16 protein-coding genes and 2 pseudogenes are annotated in these 15,812 nt (G+C 53.8%); 8 read left to right on the top strand and 10 right to left on the bottom strand.

Annotated elements, in window-relative coordinates:
* Positions 1 to 223, bottom strand: a pseudogene (locus QZ279_RS12255) (ATPase); the annotation flags it as partial.
* Positions 224 to 1,034: 811 nt separating this feature from the next.
* On the opposite strand from QZ279_RS12255, the gene QZ279_RS12250 reads away from it, so the two are divergent.
* Positions 1,035 to 2,069 (top strand): alpha/beta fold hydrolase, encoded by a 1,035-nt coding sequence (locus tag QZ279_RS12250; RefSeq protein ID WP_293451262.1) that lies wholly within the window; start codon positions 1,035 to 1,037, stop codon positions 2,067 to 2,069.
* Between the two features lie 39 nt (positions 2,070 to 2,108).
* Here QZ279_RS12250 and QZ279_RS12245 read toward each other — a convergent pair whose 3' ends face one another.
* From QZ279_RS12245 to QZ279_RS12215, 7 genes are all read right to left on the bottom strand, one after another.
* Entirely contained in the window at positions 2,109 to 3,413 is a 1,305-nt protein-coding gene (locus tag QZ279_RS12245; RefSeq protein WP_293451260.1) for a pitrilysin family protein, read from the bottom strand.
* The gene (locus QZ279_RS12240; protein ID WP_293451258.1) at positions 3,410 to 4,768 is read right to left on the bottom strand and encodes a pitrilysin family protein; all 1,359 of its coding nucleotides are present in this window, start codon (positions 4,766 to 4,768) and stop codon (positions 3,410 to 3,412) included. The genes QZ279_RS12245 and QZ279_RS12240 overlap by 4 nt, the downstream gene beginning before the upstream one ends.
* Positions 4,769 to 4,869: 101 nt before the next feature.
* The gene (locus QZ279_RS12235) at positions 4,870 to 5,313 is read right to left on the bottom strand and encodes a DUF3035 domain-containing protein (RefSeq protein ID WP_293451256.1); all 444 of its coding nucleotides are present in this window, start codon (positions 5,311 to 5,313) and stop codon (positions 4,870 to 4,872) included.
* A 157-nt stretch (positions 5,314 to 5,470) separates the two neighbouring features.
* Positions 5,471 to 5,953 carry a signal peptidase II gene (lspA, locus tag QZ279_RS12230; RefSeq protein WP_293451254.1) on the bottom strand — a complete coding sequence of 161 codons (483 nt, stop codon included), beginning with the start codon at positions 5,951 to 5,953 and terminating at the stop codon, positions 5,471 to 5,473.
* A 25-nt stretch (positions 5,954 to 5,978) separates the two neighbouring features.
* Entirely contained in the window at positions 5,979 to 7,568 is a 1,590-nt protein-coding gene (purH, locus tag QZ279_RS12225) for a bifunctional phosphoribosylaminoimidazolecarboxamide formyltransferase/IMP cyclohydrolase (RefSeq protein ID WP_293451252.1), read from the bottom strand.
* A 5-nt stretch (positions 7,569 to 7,573) separates the two neighbouring features.
* Positions 7,574 to 9,331, bottom strand: coding sequence for a heparinase II/III family protein (locus QZ279_RS12220; protein WP_293451250.1), 1,758 nt, complete (start codon positions 9,329 to 9,331; stop codon positions 7,574 to 7,576).
* 87 nt (positions 9,332 to 9,418) lie between these two features.
* Positions 9,419 to 10,690: a transcription antitermination factor NusB gene (locus QZ279_RS12215; protein WP_293451248.1), complete on the bottom strand. Its 1,272-nt coding sequence runs from the start codon at positions 10,688 to 10,690 to the stop codon at positions 9,419 to 9,421.
* Between the two features lie 91 nt (positions 10,691 to 10,781).
* Between QZ279_RS12215 and QZ279_RS12210 the strand changes: the two genes are divergently transcribed.
* Positions 10,782 to 10,970, top strand: coding sequence for a DUF1674 domain-containing protein (locus tag QZ279_RS12210; RefSeq protein WP_293451246.1), 189 nt, complete (start codon positions 10,782 to 10,784; stop codon positions 10,968 to 10,970).
* A gap of 9 nt (positions 10,971 to 10,979) precedes the next feature.
* Here QZ279_RS12210 and QZ279_RS12205 read toward each other — a convergent pair whose 3' ends face one another.
* Together QZ279_RS12205 and dapB are read right to left on the bottom strand one after the other, a co-directional pair.
* Positions 10,980 to 11,333 carry a dihydrodipicolinate reductase gene (locus QZ279_RS12205; RefSeq protein ID WP_293451244.1) on the bottom strand — a complete coding sequence of 118 codons (354 nt, stop codon included), beginning with the start codon at positions 11,331 to 11,333 and terminating at the stop codon, positions 10,980 to 10,982.
* Between the two features lie 110 nt (positions 11,334 to 11,443).
* Complete coding sequence (gene dapB / locus QZ279_RS12200; protein WP_293451242.1) at positions 11,444 to 12,253, bottom strand: 4-hydroxy-tetrahydrodipicolinate reductase; 810 nt, start codon at positions 12,251 to 12,253, stop codon at positions 11,444 to 11,446.
* 84 nt (positions 12,254 to 12,337) lie between these two features.
* Here dapB and rbfA point away from each other — a divergent pair, with 84 nt between their 5' ends.
* The 6 genes and pseudogenes from rbfA to QZ279_RS12170 form a co-directional block, all read left to right on the top strand.
* Entirely contained in the window at positions 12,338 to 12,769 is a 432-nt protein-coding gene (gene rbfA, locus QZ279_RS12195; protein WP_293451240.1) for a 30S ribosome-binding factor RbfA, read from the top strand.
* Between the two features lie 41 nt (positions 12,770 to 12,810).
* Positions 12,811 to 13,503, top strand: coding sequence for a phosphodiester glycosidase family protein (locus QZ279_RS12190; RefSeq protein ID WP_293451238.1), 693 nt, complete (start codon positions 12,811 to 12,813; stop codon positions 13,501 to 13,503).
* 57 nt (positions 13,504 to 13,560) lie between these two features.
* Positions 13,561 to 14,478 carry a tRNA pseudouridine(55) synthase TruB gene (gene truB / locus QZ279_RS12185; RefSeq protein ID WP_293451237.1) on the top strand — a complete coding sequence of 306 codons (918 nt, stop codon included), beginning with the start codon at positions 13,561 to 13,563 and terminating at the stop codon, positions 14,476 to 14,478.
* A gap of 40 nt (positions 14,479 to 14,518) precedes the next feature.
* Positions 14,519 to 15,037: a DUF1643 domain-containing protein gene (locus QZ279_RS12180; RefSeq protein ID WP_293451235.1), complete on the top strand. Its 519-nt coding sequence runs from the start codon at positions 14,519 to 14,521 to the stop codon at positions 15,035 to 15,037.
* The gene (locus QZ279_RS12175; protein ID WP_293451233.1) at positions 15,030 to 15,314 is read left to right on the top strand and encodes a DUF5665 domain-containing protein; all 285 of its coding nucleotides are present in this window, start codon (positions 15,030 to 15,032) and stop codon (positions 15,312 to 15,314) included. The genes QZ279_RS12180 and QZ279_RS12175 overlap by 8 nt, the downstream gene beginning before the upstream one ends.
* 75 nt (positions 15,315 to 15,389) lie before the next feature.
* A pseudogene (locus QZ279_RS12170) lies at positions 15,390 to 15,812 on the top strand (calcium-binding protein); the annotation flags it as partial.

The raw sequence follows: 15,812 nt of genomic DNA, 5'->3' as shown, positions 1-15,812 counted from the left end.
CAACCCCTTGAGGCAAGTCAGGATTGGCGCGCAACACACGGCGAAAATGAGCAGGTGCAACGGGGATTAGATAGCGGCAGACTTCCCAAGTGGAAAAGCGGCGCAGGATCTTTTGGCCATCAGGGGAGTGGCCAGTCTTGGCCAGTTCATCGCGCCCACGCACTGCAAATGCAGCCGCTTTCGCGAATCGCGCGGTGTCGATAGGCTGAACAAGCTTGGCAGCAACGCGTCACTTTTGGCACGCGGTGCAGAAATCAGCGATGGCAGCACAAAAATAAACCCTAACAAGCCAACGAAAAACGGGATCGACGCGATAGAGATCAGCATCTTTGCATTGCGCCCTTGGTTCAGCATGAAGTCCAGCGCGATCACCGTATCAATCACCAAGATCACCAGCAGCAAAACCATACCGCGCAGCATCCAGTTCGACACTTTCTGCGCCACATCAAAATAGGCGTGGATCAGATAATCGGGTCCCTTTCGCCAAAGCCGCCAATGCGCCACCAGATAGAACATGTAGCTAAGCGTGATTACCCAATCGAGCGCATAGATCGGCCTTGGCGACAAAAGCACCACAGCAATCACAGCGAACGCCACGCCCAAATGCAACAAAAGCGCGCGCGTAAATAGCTCTTTCGGGATCACAAACGCCGCAAACCCCAGATACAACAACGGCCCAACCAGCAACGGCAAGGTTCGCTGGATCAGGATCACTTGCTCCATCCCGTAGCCAAACCGCAATCCCACCAGAAGCGAACTAAAGCTTAGCAAAGCGAACAACAGCGCGAACAAGATCGTCGCGCTCCTGCTTCCCAGATCAAGCCGCAGGATCAGCATAGCAATCGCAGCACCTAGCAACGCGGTCAGGATCGGCAGCGGTAAAACCAACATTGCACTGTCCTGCATATGTCCTCTTTCACGTTCGTGTTGTCCTAGATCGGGTTTAAGGACAGGTTTCAGACCCCCGCTACGTTGCCCAAAGCAGGCAAACTGCGCAACTCCATTGGTATCACGCAAATACATTGGAGTTCGACATGAAACGACTTATGCACATTCTTTCCCTAGGCCTGCTCATTGCAGCGGGCCAAGCCCATGCTGATAATCACGTGATGGGCTGGCAGACATTCAAAGTAAGCGACGCGCAAAAGGATCGCCCTGTCAAAGGGCTGATCTGGTATCCCGCACACGACGATGCACGGGTAAAGCGTATCCAATCCAACGGGGTTTGGGTCGGCGTAGATGCCGCTAAGAAGGCGACACCTTTGAGGGGCAAACACCCTTTGGTGGTTCTGTCACACGGCATGTATGGCAACGAGCGCAATCAAAACTGGTTAGCCGCGGCACTGGTATCAAAGGGGTACATCGTAGCTTCCCTCAGCCACCCCGGCACGTCTACTTGGCTGCGCGATCCCGATGATGCGCGTCGGTTGTGGGAACGTCCGCGCGATGTGTCTCGGGTTATTACACACTTGCTAAATGACACGCGTTTTGCACCCCTGATAGATCCTGAACGCATCTTTATGGGGGGGCATTCACTGGGTGGGTGGACTGCCGTTTGGCTTGCGGGTGGTCGCTATGATGGCGCTAAAGTCCAAGCCGATTGCGCCGCCGATCCAACGGATTTGATCTGTGAAATCAGCGATATGTGGAACATCGCAAAGACCCCGCAAGACGTCCAAGCGATGGAACAAGATCTAAGCGATCCACGCATAAAGGCCATCGCCGTGTTCGATCTAGGCGGCACACAAACGTTCAACACCGCAACGATCGCGGCAATCAAAATTCCGCTTCTTGTGTTCGGTGCGCCAAAGCAATCCATGGGCTCGCTTGATCTAAATCGTGAAAGCCGCGCGCTGGTAGCTGCACTGCCAAAAGAGACAACGCGCTACATCGAACCTGCCAGCCTAACACACTTCGATTTTCTGGGGGTTTGTACCGATCGCGGCATGGAAATCTTAGAGGATGAAGTCGCAGGCGACGGCGAACTTTGCGAAGGCGGAACACGCGCACGTATCGCAGATCATGCTTTGATCACAAACGCCGTCCTTGAGTTCTTCGCCAACCACTAAGCAAAAGCGAGCGCCCTTCAATCAAGGGCGCGCCGCACCTTACAGACCTTCGGGCTGACCAACGACGGTAAAATGCAATTCGTCCGGCAAATACACGCGCTTGATCAAACGATTGATCTCTTCCAGCGTCACCGCATTCACAGACGCGTTGCGCGTATTGACGTAGTCCGTAGACAGGCGCTGCATCTGCATCCCAACCAGAATATTGGCGATAGGCCCGTTCCCGTCAAAGCGCAACGGATAGGCACCCGTCAGATAGGTTTTGGCCTGATCCAGCTCTGCCTGCGTCACGCCAACCTCTGCAATCTTGGCCCATTCGTCCTTGATCACATCAATCGCAGCCCCCATGCGGTTATTGGCGGATGCAAGCTGCCCAATCACCATTTCAGCGTGGTCTTTGGGCGCAAGATAGGACTGCACACCATAAGTCAAACCACGCTTTTCGCGAACCTCTGTCATCAAGCGGCTTTCAAAGCCACCACCACCAAGGATCGTATTCGCAACGAACGCCGCAAAGAAATCAGGATCGTCGCGCTTGATGCCTCGATGCCCAAACAACGCAACAGACTGCGGCGTTTCATATGGAATGACTGTGATCCCAGGCTCTAGCGACACATCGACATGCACGGGCATAGTAGCGCCTATCTCAGGCAAATCCGCAAGCAACGTATCAAGCAATGCACCAAGATCAGCAGCGGTAATGTCACCAACAGCACTAATGAAAACACGATCACGCGCCATGGTATCACGGTGCGCCTTAAAGATGTCATCGCGCGTCAAAGCGGTAACGCTTTCAACCGTTCCGCTGGTGTCGCTTCCGTAGGGATGATCCCCAAAAGCGGCCAAATCAAACGCTGCGCTCGCAATCGAGTTCGGGTCTTTCAGATCAGATTGGATCCCCGACAGCACCTGCCCTTTTACACGATCAATCGCACTTTGATCAAAGTTCGGAGCCGTCATTGCGCCCCTCAAAAGCGCAATCGCTTGATCGCGATTTTCGCTTAACATACGCGCTGAAACACTGACGGAATCGTCAGTGGCATTGTAGCTGAACGACGCGGCCAATTCATCGACCTCTTGCGCGAAACCACGTGCATCAAGATCGCCAGTCCCTTCTTCAAGCAGTGCCATCATCAGATTAACCGCACCGCGTTTTTCTGGACGATCCAAGGACGCACCGCCCTCAAAACCGACACGCAATGCCATGAAGGGGATCGTGTGATCCTCGACCAACCACGCCTTTAACCCCATGGGCGACGTGACTTCTTGGATATCAACATCCGCGCGCAGCGGTGCTGCGATCAAGACAAACGCCGTTACGAAGCTATAAAAAATCCGGTTCATTTTACTGTCTCCGCATCTGATGTCAGCCAGCCCGTTACGGATAAACTATCCTCTAAGACTTTGCTTAAAGCAGCCTTAATATCCGCTTCGGTCACGCTCTCAACCACATCGGGCCACTCCAGAATGTCCTTCACTGTCAAACCCGCCGTCAAAGCGCGCCCAAACTTATTGGCAAGTCCTTGAACGTTATCTTTGGCGTAAATTTCCTGCGCGCGCATGTTGCGTTTGATCCGATCAAGATGCGCCAGATCGATTGGGCCATCCATAAATTCTTGAATCACACGGTCCATATTATCTTCCGCTTCGCGCAGACTAACGCCCGGAACAGGCACGACGACCGTTGTGAATTGCGTATTGTCAAGCGATGTGCCGCGATAAAAGGCCGTCGCATAGACCGCGCTTTTTTCTTCGAATTGTAGCTTTTGCGTCATGACCGAAGTTTGACCATCCCCCAAAAGTGCCGCGCCCAGCATCAATGCAGCTGCAGTTTTCTGATCCCCACTGTCACGCTCAGGCGCAAGATAGGAACGACGCACATAAGGCTGCGCAACACGGGCATCTTCAAACACCAAACGACGTGCTGCGTTATGTTCAGGTTCCTGAGGGCGCGCGCGCGCAGGCAATTCTGGGTTTGCTGTGATGGGACCATAATGGCGCTGCGCCAAGACCTTCACCTCTTCAGGTGTCACATCGCCAGCAACGATTAGTACGGTGTTATTGGGCGCATAGAACTGTTCGTAATACGCCAGCGTGTCTTGCAGGCCCAGCGTTTCCATCTCGTGACGCCATCCAATAATCGGAACGCCGTAGGGGTGGTTAAGGTACAAAGCAGCATTCGCCTGCTCGCCAAATAACGCGCCGGGGTCGTTCTCTGTGCGCTGGTTACGTTCTTCGATAATCACCTCGCGTTCAGTCAAGATGTCGGCCTCGGTGATCTTTAGATTGACCATCCGGTCCGCTTCCATCTGCATCATCAATTCAAGACGATCCGCAGCAACGCGTTGATAATACCCTGTGTAATCTTGCGAGGTGAACGCATTGCCAGACCCACCATTAGCAGCAACTGTCTTTGAAAACTCACCACTTTCCAGAGTGTCCGTCGCTTTGAACAACAAGTGTTCCAAGAAATGCGCGACACCAGACACGCCCGGCTTTTCATCCGCCGCCCCTGCGCGGTACCAAAGCATGTGAACGACAACCGGCGCACGATGATCTTCGATCACCACGACTTCCATTCCATTGTCCAAGTTAAATGAGCTGACTTGATCATCCCAGCGCACAGTTTCAGCCGCTACAGCAAAAGGGGCAATCAGCAGCGCCAAAACAGGCACAGCCACGCGAAGTCCAAAGCGCATTAGGTATTCCTCACACTAGGTCAGTATTGGGTCGGTCTTGATAACAACCTACGTGCAGAAGGCCGCGTTTCAAGCGACCTGACAGCTTTGTGAGAGGTCGCTTAGTTAGCGGGTGGCGCTGTTGGCGTTTTAACACCAGCGCTACGGCTTGCATCCAACGTCTTGCGAGCATCGAGCGTTTGACGCTTGTAGACGCTGCCGTAGCGATCCGTTTTGAACAAACGAATGTTTGAGAAACGGCCACGACGCTTACGGAAGGCTTCGTCTTCCGTGGTTGTTTGCGCACGAATGCCCGCAGGCACACCGTAGCGCGTTGCGTTTACAACCAACGCCTTATCACTGCTCGGTACCGTGTTTGCATCCAGCAGCGATGGATTTCCACCAAGGGCCGCGATCGCGTCTTTCTTGGGAGTCGCATCAACCAAATTAGCACTGCCCGGCGTCGGAGTAGGCAATGTTTTATAATTTTCAGGCGCCACCAAGGGCTTGTTTGGCAGAATTTTGAATTCTTCAGGACCGGCACTTGGATCAGCTAGATCACGCAAATTTTTATCCCCGCAAGCTGCGAGGCTTAGTACCAAGATAAAAATCAAACTGCTCGCCGGCCGCATGGTTAAACTCCGCTCCGTTCGCTCTGGGTTTAGCCTATTGTTCATCTGACGTCACCCTGACTTTTTCATTGTTGCAAAACCCCGCCAAGGATCAAGCGTCTTTCTTCTTTTCTTCACCATCACCCGCGAAAATCACCATGCCAAACGCACCTGCAAAAATCGCAATATCAGCAATGTTGAACGAGAACGGGTTGGTAAAACCACAGCAGCTCATGTTCAGGAAATCCGCAACCGCACCGTAGAGCACACGATCAATAATGTTGCCCAGCGCACCACCGACCAAGATACCCGCACTGATCAAACCGATGCGCCCAAAGTCTTCTTTGCGCAGCCAATAAAGCACGAAGGCAATGATCATCAGCGCGATCCCAATCAATATCCAACGCGTCGACGAACTATCACCAGCAAACAGTCCGAAGTTTATCCCGTAATTCCATGCCATGCGCAGGTTTAAGAAGGGCGGCAGCACATCAATGCTGCCCACATCCCTCAGGTTCATCCAGTGAACCACGAAGTATTTCGTCGCTTGATCCGCGAGAAACACCCAAAAACCTGCCCAAAACACCAGACGCATGTGCGTCCTCCTTCAAATCAAATCATTAATGGCGGAAATGGCGCATACCCGTAAACACCATTGCGAGACCTGCTTCGTCTGCAGCTGCGATCACTTCATCGTCACGCATAGACCCTCCAGGTTGTATAACGCAAGACGCACCCGCAGCAGCCGCTTCCATTAAGCCGTCTGCGAATGGGAAGAACGCATCAGACGCAACCGCAGACCCAACCGACAATGGCGTCTCAAGTCCCAACACCTCTGCCATGCGCTCTGCCTTTTTCGCAGCAATCAATGCACTATCAAGACGGTTCATCTGTCCCGCACCGACGCCAACCGTTGCGCCGTCTTTGACATAGACAATCGCATTGGATTTAACGTGCTTCGCAACTTTCCAAGCAAAGAACAAATCACGCATTTGTGAATCCGTTGGGGCCAGCTTCGTCACGACCTTCAGATCGTCCAATCCAACAAACCCGTTATCCTTGTCCTGCACCAACATGCCGCCCGCGACTTGGCGATAGGTCAAACCACCCGACTGCGTGTTTGGCAGACCGTCTGTCGTCAACAAGCGCAGGTTTTTCTTAGCGGCAAAAACCGCACGGGCTGCATCAGATGCACCGGGCGCAATGACGACTTCGGTAAAGATGCCAACAATCTCTTTCGCGGTCGCTTCATCCAAAGGCTGGTTAAACGCAACGATACCGCCAAACGCAGACGTGCGATCACAATCAAACGCTTGCTTATAGGTGTCCAGCAGGGACGATCCAACCGCAACACCACACGGGTTCGCGTGCTTGATAATTGCGCAGGCCGCAGACACGGACGGATCAAACTCAGCCACCAGTTCAAACGCGGCGTCTGTATCATTGATGTTGTTATAGCTTAGCTCTTTACCCTGATGCTGCTTGGCGGTCGCAACACCTGCGCGCGCAGTGCCATCAACGTAAAACGCCGCTGTCTGATGTGGGTTCTCACCATACCGCAAAGTTTGGGACAAAGTGCCTGCAAACGCGCGACGTCGCGGCGCTGTCTCGCCCAGCGCATCTGCCATCCACGTGGAAACCGCCGCATCATAGGCACACGTGCGCGCATAAGCCGTTTGCGCCAGCTTCTGGCGGAACGCGTAAGTGGTCTGACCATTATTCGCATCAAGTTCAGACAACAAAGCATCGTAGTCTTCAACATCCACAACCACACTCACAAACGCATGGTTCTTCGCAGCAGCACGGATCATTGCAGGGCCACCGATATCAATGTTCTCGATGCACGTGTCGTAATCGCCACCCTTAGCAACCGTCTCTTCAAACGGGTACAGGTTCACAACCAGTAGATCGATTGCACCAATGTTGTGCTCATCCATCGCGGCCACATGCGCTTCGTTATCGCGCAAGGCCAGCAAACCACCGTGAACTGCAGGGTGCAGCGTTTTCACACGACCGTCCATCATTTCAGGATAACCCGTCACATCAGCGACATCGCGCACTTCTAAACCCGCATCGCGCAGCGCTTTTGCGCTACCACCAGTGGAAAGCAATTCAACCCCACGTCCAGACAATGCACGGCCAAGATCAATCAGCCCCGCCTTATCAGATACGGAAAGCAAGGCGCGGCGGATGGGAGAAAGGTCAGTCATGGCTATCAAGATCCTGAATTCGAAAATTGCATATCGTCATCCGGTACAAGATCGCGCACGCCAACAGCTGTGTCTTGCGTTTTTGAAAGCGACCACCGGATGCGCGTCGCATAGTCCATTGCGCGCCCAGTTAAAACAATCTGTTTTGTCGCGCGTGGCTGAAGACGCCCTTTTTCAAGGTAAACGCTTGGTTCTAGGCTAAGTTTTGCAACACCATCATGGCGGAAAACCCAGAGTTCACCACTTTTTTGCGCCATCGACACCGCTGTTTCCCCCATATCAAGCGCTGCATCGACCTCTGGATGCAGATGAAATCGGATCGAAAAGGCGACACCTTGCAGACTCAACTCGTCCATACGTTTGTCAAAACGTTTCTTTGAGACATCTTCAAGCGCAAGCAACATGTCCTCGCCTGCAAGCCCACGCCCATTGAACGTCAGCTCCAATGTTCGTGCCTGCGTCAGCCCATAGGTCATATCGTACCCGTCATGTCCTGCTTGAATGCGAACACCATCAGGCGCTTCACTCACTTGAAAAGGGACGTGTTTGGGGTTTTCAACCAGCAGTTCAAGTTTGCGTTTCTTAGTACCACTTGCCGCAAAACGCGCGCTGGAATAGCCATCAATCGAAAGCACAGAATGGGATTGCGTCGCACGCCCAGCGCTGCGCCAGTCTTCACCGAACACTTTGCCCAACCCGCAATTCACAATCAAAGGTCGACGCCCAGACGTAAGTTCAAACGCAAGCGTTGAGGCATGCGCATTATGCAATGCAACCCCCTTTGGCGGGATGCTCGCATCCATCACCAAACTCGTACGCCCACCCGACATACGCGCGAACCCCATGGACAGCCCATCCGCCTCGCCACGGCGCACTTCAGAGTTAGACAGCGCTTGATCCAGCCGTCCGTCAACACCACGCCCCCCCCCATAAAACCGCGCAAGGCTTCCATCGGCGTGACGCAAAGATCGCAGCGTCGGGGCGATACGTTCAATTGCATCCAGATGGTCTTGCGGAGGGATTATACCTGCCTCACGCAGGCTAACCGCTGCCCAAGTAATCAGCATAAAAATATCAAGAAGCTCTTCGGGATTGCGGGTCGAAATACCGCCTTCCGCGTCGATCTCATCGCTGCACGCGCGCGCCAAAGCTTTGACCGCTGGCGTTACATGCGCCTCCATCCCACTTAGGGACAGGCCTGCGTAGATCATGCCGGTCAGCGCCTCAAACCGCGCCAAACCGGGTTCAGTTTTATGCCAACGTTTCGCAAGGAATGTCGTTTGCTGGGTCAGCGAGCGATAGAATTTTTCAGACGCTTCTGCGTCTTGACCGCGCAATAGGAACAGCGCGTGGTTAATCCAGCGGATCAAACGGCGTCCTGTTAGCCCGGGCACCCAGCCCGGCCCCTTGCCGCGCCCGTAGCTGTCGATCCAATCCAAAACCCACGTTTGCGCCGCTATGCGTGCCGACGAATCCCCAACCGCAGCCAGATCATCAAGCCAGCTAAACCCATGCGCTTCATCCGCAAAAGCAGCGTCTGGTGGAGTGACTTTCCAAAGGCTGGTGCCGGGCGCTTCGACCAAATGACCCGAAAACATTATATTGCCTGCAGCAAGCTGGCGACCTTTAGCAAAGCTACCAATGGTGCGCGGTTCAGGTTGCGAAACAAAGCCAGTCGCCGCCGTTTGACGGGTGACAAGCCGCGCCTGAACGCGGTGCATGGCACGGGTAGCCCGCGCTGACCATTTGCTGTCGGTAGACATCTGCTCTGCCTTTTACGCTCTTGTGGCGCGATTAATTAGGGCGACATTAACTTGCGCAGCAATAAAAGTCACCGCAGAAATCACGCATCACACTGTTTTGCGCAAAAGGGCGATGTAAAACCCGTCCATGCCACCCTTATCAGCCCAATAATCAGGGCGCAGGCGCAGGCCACCTTCTTGGGTAATCCAGTCTTCACTGACACCAGTGCGTTTCAGCGCGTCGCGATCCACCTCCAGTTCTGGATGCATTTCCAGCAGGTCTTCCACGTGGCACTCGCCCTCGTCGGGCAGTAAGGAACAGGTGCAAAACACAAGGCGTCCACCTGGTTTAAGCAGCGTGACCGCATGGGCCAACATTTGCGCTTGTAGCTCAATCAACTCGCCAAACTCTGCACCGTCTTTAACCAGCGGTAAATCGGGATGACGACGGATGGTTCCTGTTGCAGAACAGGGCGCATCAAGCAGAACCGCATCATATTGACCGTTGGTTTCCAGCGCATCACCCACAACAAGTTCAGCGCTCAATTTCGCGCGTGTCAGGTTCTCAGAAACCCGCTGCATGCGTCGCTCAGAAGAATCAACAGCCGTGACCACCGCGCCGCTTGCTGTCAATTGCATGGTTTTACCGCCAGGTGCACAGCATAGATCTATAATCGCTTCGCCCGCTTTTGGATCAAGAATTTGCACCGGCAAAGCCGCCGCCGCATCCTGAACCCACCAATCACCCTCGTGATATCCAGCGAGCGCAGAAACTTGTACAGCCCCCTCAATACGCACCGACCCTGTTGGCAAAAGCGTTCCGTTGACTGCCGTTGCCAAGGCCTCAGGATCACCCTTAGGCGTCAAATCCAAAGGGGCACCCTCAAAATGCGCACGCTCAATCGCAGCAATATTTTCAGCACCATACGCTTTGGACAAAGGCGCACGCAGCCATTTTGGTAAATGCGGGACACGCAGTTTCGCCCATTCTTCCGGGCCTTTATCAACCACCTTACGAAGAACAGCGTTTGTCAGACCTTTCAACTTCACAGTCCGTTGGTTTGCACCCACACTGGTCACCGCGTCATTCACAACACCATGCGCAGCACCCCCTGTGCACAGCTCATACGCGGCGATCCGCAGAACATTGTGCACGGCCAAAGGGGGTGGTTTGCGCATGAAAGGTTTCAAAATGCGATCAACGCGTTCCAGCGAACGTAGCGTTTCAGACGCAAGGCGTTGCGCGCGCGCGCGGTCCTCGTAAACCAGCTTTTGCATGAACGGCGCACCCAACGCTTCAGAAAGCATAATCTGCTCGTCCAGAACCTGTCCAAGCAATCCTGCTGCCGCGCGCCGCGCTGCTACACCGTTATCTGCCATTGTGTCGCCCTTTAGAATTCGTGTGAGGTTCTTGCCGTTCCTAGAGCGCGGCGTATATCAAGGGTATAGCATCAAGGAAAGGAGCGCTCTTATGAGTAGCCCTAACGACACCACGAACAAAGTCCTGCCCGACGCTGCCAAACGCGCATTGGCCGAGGCCGAAGAACGTCGCAAGAACGCAAAAGACTTGAACCTAGCGACCGAACTTGGAGGCCGCGAAGGTCCAGAACCCGTTCGGTATGGCGATTGGGAGAAAAAGGGAATCGCAATAGATTTCTAGGCGTCGCGCTTAACGAAGCCCAAATTCAGCCGAGTCGCCTTTGCCCTGATCTGATGTGAAGCGTAGTTTTCCATCGGACCGGCCAACCTCTTGGCAATTATAGCCAAGCTCTTCGCCACCCCAAACAAGGTTGCGACAGAAATAGCCATTTTCCCATTTCCATTTGCCTTCAATATCCCAAGTCGCACCACGACCCGTGATACTACCTGCAGAAGAGACGTTTAGCTTTACCAAAGGGCGTGTCAGCGTTTTGCCCTGAATGACTTTCAAGAACTCAGACTTGTTGTCGATCTTCGTGTAACCCGCAGAAGCAAACGCAGGAACTGCGATAAGGGCAAAGATAAACGCGCATGTTTTCCACATTGGTCAGACTCCTCAGTTAATGCCTAATTTACGCCTATTTGGCAGATTCGGATCAATCAAAAGTAAAGTGACACAGGAAAATGGTGAAAAATTGCCGACAATGCAGTTATTCAGAGCCCAAGAACATCCAGCATATCATATTCACCCGGTGCCTTACCCTGCCCCCAAAGTGCAGCCTTCAACGCGCCACGTGCGAAAACACGCCGATCTGTGGCCATATGGCGTAGAATAATCCGTTCGCCTGCCGCCGCGAATAACACATCATGCTCACCCACAATATCGCCACCACGAATAGCCGTGAACCCGATATCGCCGCGCTTGCGTGCGCCAGTGATTCCATCGCGCCCGCTATCGCGCACGTCACTCAACGCGACACAACGCCCTTCAGCAGCGGCTTCACCTAACATCAATGCAGTCCCAGAAGGGGCATCAACCTTCATGTTATGGTGGGCCTCGATGACTTCGATATCAAAATCCTCGTCCAACGCAGCGGCCACCTTTTTCGTCAATTGCGTCAACAGATTGACACCAAGGCTCATGTTGCCAGCCCGCACAATCGGCGCGTGTCGCGCAGCAGCGGTAAACGCAGCCCAATGACTATCGTCAAATCCAGTCGTCCCAATCACGTGCACAGCGCGCGCTTGCGCGGCCAAGCCAGCAAACGCAACGCTCGCAGCAGGTGCTGTGAAATCAATCACGGCTTGCGCCTTCGCAAACGCCTCCAAAGGATCGTCCGTAACCAAAACACCAATATCCGCGCCGCCCATTGCAGCACCAACATCGCGACCAACCCAGTCATGGCCCCTACGTTCCAGCGCCCCCACAAGACGGGCTGTTTTGCTTTCCAGAATAGTCTGGATCAACATTTGGCCCATACGACCTGATGCGCCTGTGACGACAATACCGGGGAGTTCGCTCATTGAAATATTCCTTGTCTCTTTGGCCCAGCCATAACCCGCAAGCGCCTGCTTGGCAAAGGCAACGATAGCGCTTAAGTGAGGCGCATGGCTAAGAAATCATATTCCAGCGGCTCCGGCCCATCGCAGCGTCAACTTCGTGTTGGTGAATTGATACGTCGCGCATTGTCAGAAATTCTGCAACGCGGGGATATTCACGACCCTGATTTGAACCGCTTGTCCGTCACGATTGGCGAGGTCCGTGTAACCCCCGACCTGCGTGTTGCGACCGTCTATGCGCTTCCGCTGGGCGGCGAGGGCAAAGACGACATCATCGCACTTTTGGCCAAGAACAAATGGGAATTGCGCCATTTGATCAACAAAAAACTGGCGCTCAAGCACTCGCCGGACATGCGTTTCCGGCTTGATGAGATGTTTGATAAAATGGACGAAACCCGCCGTATGTTCGAACAAGAACACGTGCGTAAAGACATCGAACGCGCCGACAGCAGGGACGAGGACGAGGCAGAGCAAGAATGATCTGGCGGCTTGCGACCCTCTTGATTTGCCTTGCAGGCCCCATGTTTGCTGCTGAGTGCCGCAAGGCAGAACACCTTAGCAATGGGTATTCTGTTTGCGAAGTTGATCTTACCAAAGAAGAGTTGCGCCTGTTCCTTAAAGAGGGCGATGACAGCGTTCACGGATACTTCACCTCGGTCAATTCAAGCTTAAAACTTGAAGACAAGAAGCTTGGCTTTGCGATGAACGCAGGCATGTATCACGAAGATCGCGCACCGGTTGGCCTCTATATTGAAGACGGTTTTCAGGCTCAGCGCCTGATCACCAACGATGGGCCTGGGAATTTTGGATTGTTGCCCAACGGCGTGTTTTGCATCGGCAAGGGCCGCGCAGACGTCATTGAATCCCGCGCCTTCGCAAAGAAAACGCCTGCCTGTAAGTACGCCAGCCAATCCGGTCCTATGCTGGTTATAGACGGCGCATTGCACCCGCGCTTTCTAATCAACAGCACCTCGAAATTTATCCGCAATGGCGTTGGTGTGAACAAGGATGGCAGCAAGGCAACCTTTGTGATTTCGCGCAATCCTGTGACGTTCCATGAATTCGGTTCCTACTTCCGCGACGTCCTCAAAACACCCAACGCGCTATATTTCGACGGCAACATCTCGCGGATGTACGCGCCTGAAATCGGTGCATCGGGCCTTGGGTGGCAAAGCCTTGGCCCCATCGTCGGCACGGTTATCCCCGCCCAGTAATTGACGCGCCCGCCCCAATTGGATAGGCGGCGCGTTCAAGCATTCAAGGACATTTCCATGGCACGTAACCGCAAAGGGCGCGATATTTCTGGTTGGCTGGTGATTGATAAACCCGCAGGCCCCACATCGACCGCCGTTGTTAACAAAGTTAAATGGGCCTTGGACGCGAAGAAAGCGGGCCACGCCGGTACGCTTGATCCTGAAGCGACTGGCGTTCTTGCCATTGCCTTGGGCGAGGCCACAAAGACCGTTCCCTACATTACGGATGCGTTGAAGGCCTACCGTTTTACGGTACGTTTGGGTCAAGCGACCAACACAGATGATGCTGAGGGCGAGGTCCTTCAAGAAAGCGATCTGCGTCCAGAAGATGCCAGCATCACAGAGGCGCTTCAGGCGCTTATCGGCGATATCGACCAAGTCCCGCCAAAGTTCTCAGCCGTCAAGATCGATGGTCAGCGCGCCTACAAACTTGCGCGGTCTGGCGAAGACGTAGCACTGGCAGCGCGCCCTTTGTGGGTCGAAGAATTACTACTGATTGATCGCATTGACGCAGATCATGTCGAGCTGGAAATGACCTGTGGCAAAGGCGGTTACGTCCGTTCCATCGCGCGTGATCTGGGCGAGGCTTTGGGCTGTTATGGTCACGTCCTGAAATTGCGCCGCATCTGGTCAGGCCCGTTCGAGGCCGAAAAAGGGATCACGCTAGAGCAAGTCGAAGCAATGGCGCGCACGCCAGAACTAGACGGGCACATCCAGCCGCTTGAAATCGGCCTTGATGATCTAACAGAACTTCGCTGTTCGGAAGAAGGTGCCGTCAAACTGCGCAATGGTAATCCGGGCATGGTGTTTGCAGCAGACGGCGTCGAATACGGCGACGAAGCATGGGCCTCCCTCAACTGTGAAGCCGTTGCCGTTGGCGTCTACAAAGCAGGCGAACTCCACCCATCCCGCGTTTTCGTGCGCCCCAAAGTGTGATCGCATTTGCAGCACCACAGGTTTCGGGCATAAACGCCATATGATCACGCGAACCCACACCAAAGGCGATGCACCCTCGACCGCGATTTACTCGGATTGCGAAAGCTATCGCTATGCATTGACCCGCATTTGGAACACCGCAGGCAAACGCGTTCTCTTTGTGATGCTGAACCCCTCTACGGCGACCGAGGTTCAAAATGATCCAACGGTCGAACGCTGCGAAAGACGCGCACGTACATTGGGGTTTGGCAGCTTCACAGTCACCAACATTTTCGCATGGCGCGACACGGATCCGCGCAACATGAAGGCCGCCGTTGATCCGACAGGTCCAGCGAATGACGAAGTGATTCTCCAATTCGCCACAGAGGCCGATCAAATCATCGCCGCTTGGGGGACACATGGCGCGCACAGATCCCGTGGCGCAGAGGCAGAAATTCTTTTACGCAACCTTGGTAAACCGCTTTATCACCTCGGACTGTCCAAAGCAGGACATCCAAAACACCCACTCTACATCGCCTATACAGAACAACCCAAACTCTGGAATGCACCCGATGAATGACGACACGCAAGACCGCTTGGACAAGCTGACAACAGAGCTTGAAACCCTGAACAAGCATCGTTTCATCAGGGTCCATAACTCGTTATGGCGGCTCATTCTTTTTCAATTCACGCGGGGTTTGGCGTTTGGTTTGGGATCGGTCATGGGTGCCACCATTTTGGTATCGTTGGTCGTGTGGTGGCTGTCACAATTCGAATTCATCCCAATCATCGGCGACTTCACAAATCAATTGATAGAACTGATCGATATCCCCGAAGACGTCACACCACCTCGTTAACCAACTGATCTCATTCGCTTTGCCCGAAGCGCCCTTTTTTGCGAAGCCTAGTCAACGCGAAATGTGATGTGCCGTATGCTTTTCTTGGCAGGACTTTTGGGAATGATGGCCGTTGGATCAGTCATGCTGTTCGAAACCAGCACTAGCGACGCTGACACCGATGACGATGCTTTTGACGACATTGAGCCACTCCAATCTGATGACACGACGGGGGATTTACTATCCTACATCGACGAGGACGGCGACACCCAAACAATTGCCAATGAAACAACAGATGCTGCTGATCTTCTGATTGGGACAGATGGCAATGATGTAATATCCGGGTCTTCAGGCAACGACAATGTCATGGCTGGCGCGGGTGATGATACCGTTAATGGCGACGATGACGATGACATTCTTATGGGCAATGACGGAAACGATGCGCTCTTCGGCGGCGATGGTTTCGATGCACTGTCTGGTGATCAAGGAAGCGACGCGCTCTTCGGGGGCGAAGGCGAC

Source organism: Planktotalea sp. (assembly GCF_018607965.1).
GTDB lineage: Bacteria > Pseudomonadota > Alphaproteobacteria > Rhodobacterales > Rhodobacteraceae > Planktotalea.
Note: the sequence above shows the minus strand (reverse complement) of the source record. Positions and strands in the feature narration are given on the sequence as shown.

Excerpts from the sequence above, each read along its gene's own strand:
- QZ279_RS12250 (WP_293451262.1), top strand. The coding sequence starts at position 1,035 with ATGAAACGACTTATGCACATTCTTTCCCTAGGCCTGCTCATTGCAGCG.
- truB (WP_293451237.1), top strand. The coding sequence starts at position 13,561 with ATGGCACGTAACCGCAAAGGGCGCGATATTTCTGGTTGGCTGGTGATT.
- purH (WP_293451252.1), bottom strand. The coding sequence starts at position 7,568 with ATGACTGACCTTTCTCCCATCCGCCGCGCCTTGCTTTCCGTATCTGAT.
- dapB (WP_293451242.1), bottom strand. The coding sequence starts at position 12,253 with ATGAGCGAACTCCCCGGTATTGTCGTCACAGGCGCATCAGGTCGTATG.
- QZ279_RS12180 (WP_293451235.1), top strand. The coding sequence starts at position 14,519 with ATGATCACGCGAACCCACACCAAAGGCGATGCACCCTCGACCGCGATT.
- QZ279_RS12220 (WP_293451250.1), bottom strand. The coding sequence starts at position 9,331 with ATGTCTACCGACAGCAAATGGTCAGCGCGGGCTACCCGTGCCATGCAC.
- QZ279_RS12175 (WP_293451233.1), top strand. The coding sequence starts at position 15,030 with ATGAATGACGACACGCAAGACCGCTTGGACAAGCTGACAACAGAGCTT.
- QZ279_RS12190 (WP_293451238.1), top strand. The coding sequence starts at position 12,811 with ATGTTTGCTGCTGAGTGCCGCAAGGCAGAACACCTTAGCAATGGGTAT.
- rbfA (WP_293451240.1), top strand. The coding sequence starts at position 12,338 with ATGGCTAAGAAATCATATTCCAGCGGCTCCGGCCCATCGCAGCGTCAA.
- QZ279_RS12215 (WP_293451248.1), bottom strand. The coding sequence starts at position 10,690 with ATGGCAGATAACGGTGTAGCAGCGCGGCGCGCGGCAGCAGGATTGCTT.
- QZ279_RS12210 (WP_293451246.1), top strand. The coding sequence starts at position 10,782 with ATGAGTAGCCCTAACGACACCACGAACAAAGTCCTGCCCGACGCTGCC.
- QZ279_RS12205 (WP_293451244.1), bottom strand. The coding sequence starts at position 11,333 with ATGTGGAAAACATGCGCGTTTATCTTTGCCCTTATCGCAGTTCCTGCG.
- QZ279_RS12245 (WP_293451260.1), bottom strand. The coding sequence starts at position 3,413 with ATGAACCGGATTTTTTATAGCTTCGTAACGGCGTTTGTCTTGATCGCA.
- QZ279_RS12240 (WP_293451258.1), bottom strand. The coding sequence starts at position 4,768 with ATGCGCTTTGGACTTCGCGTGGCTGTGCCTGTTTTGGCGCTGCTGATT.
- lspA (WP_293451254.1), bottom strand. The coding sequence starts at position 5,953 with ATGCGTCTGGTGTTTTGGGCAGGTTTTTGGGTGTTTCTCGCGGATCAA.